Consider the following 669-nt stretch of genomic DNA (forward strand, 5'->3'; position numbering starts at 1 on the left):
CGTCAGGCATCTATCCCGAACCCCAGCCCGAAAGGCTGGGGTTTTTTCTTGTCCGGAAGAAAAACGATACGAGCCACGAGCCGCCAATGGCTATCGATGGCGTCGATAGTCGCTTTTGCAGCAGGTGATTAGCAAGCTAACAGGGTGGGCGCCATAATGTCATCAACGGTTAGGCCAAGAGGCCAACCCACTAACCGATGACATCAGGAGGAACACCATGAAAACGCGCATTCTGACCGCACTCGCTCTTGTCGTCGCCCTGCCGGCCGTGGCACAAGCCAACAGCTTCGCTACCGAGCAGGCGCTGCAGTCCCAGCACGAAGCGCTCAACGTTCAAACCACGAGCGACTATCAGGCACTGTCGACTCGGTACGCCGTCGATACGGTTCAGGGTGGCCACAGCGCCGCGGCTGACCAGGCACTGACCCAGGTTGCCGAGCAGACCCAGCGCGGCACGCATCTGCAGCCCGGTAGCCGTGATCTGATCGGTCAGGGCCAGAGCGTCGCTGCCGCCCAGGCGCTGCAGAACACCAACGCCGCAGCGGGCGGGCAGGGCAATGTCGAAGTCAGCTTCGCCAGCCTCGACTGATCGATCACGGCGCCTGCCGGCCAGCGGCAGGCGGCTTCAGTCACGATCTCGTCCCTCACATCGCTCCTCTCATCGCCCGG

Annotated in this window: 1 protein-coding gene; it reads left to right on the plus strand. The window is 62.3% G+C overall.

The genetic code is table 11. The annotated features are described in order from the left end of the window. The first annotated feature begins 217 nt into the window (after window positions 1-217). Window positions 218-589: a hypothetical protein gene (locus tag IE125_RS08810; RefSeq protein ID WP_189444306.1), complete on the plus strand. Its 372-nt coding sequence runs from the start codon at window positions 218-220 to the stop codon at window positions 587-589. Window positions 590-669 lie beyond the last annotated feature (80 nt).

The organism is Salinicola rhizosphaerae, from assembly GCF_014652715.1.
Classification (GTDB): domain Bacteria; phylum Pseudomonadota; class Gammaproteobacteria; order Pseudomonadales; family Halomonadaceae; genus Salinicola; species Salinicola rhizosphaerae.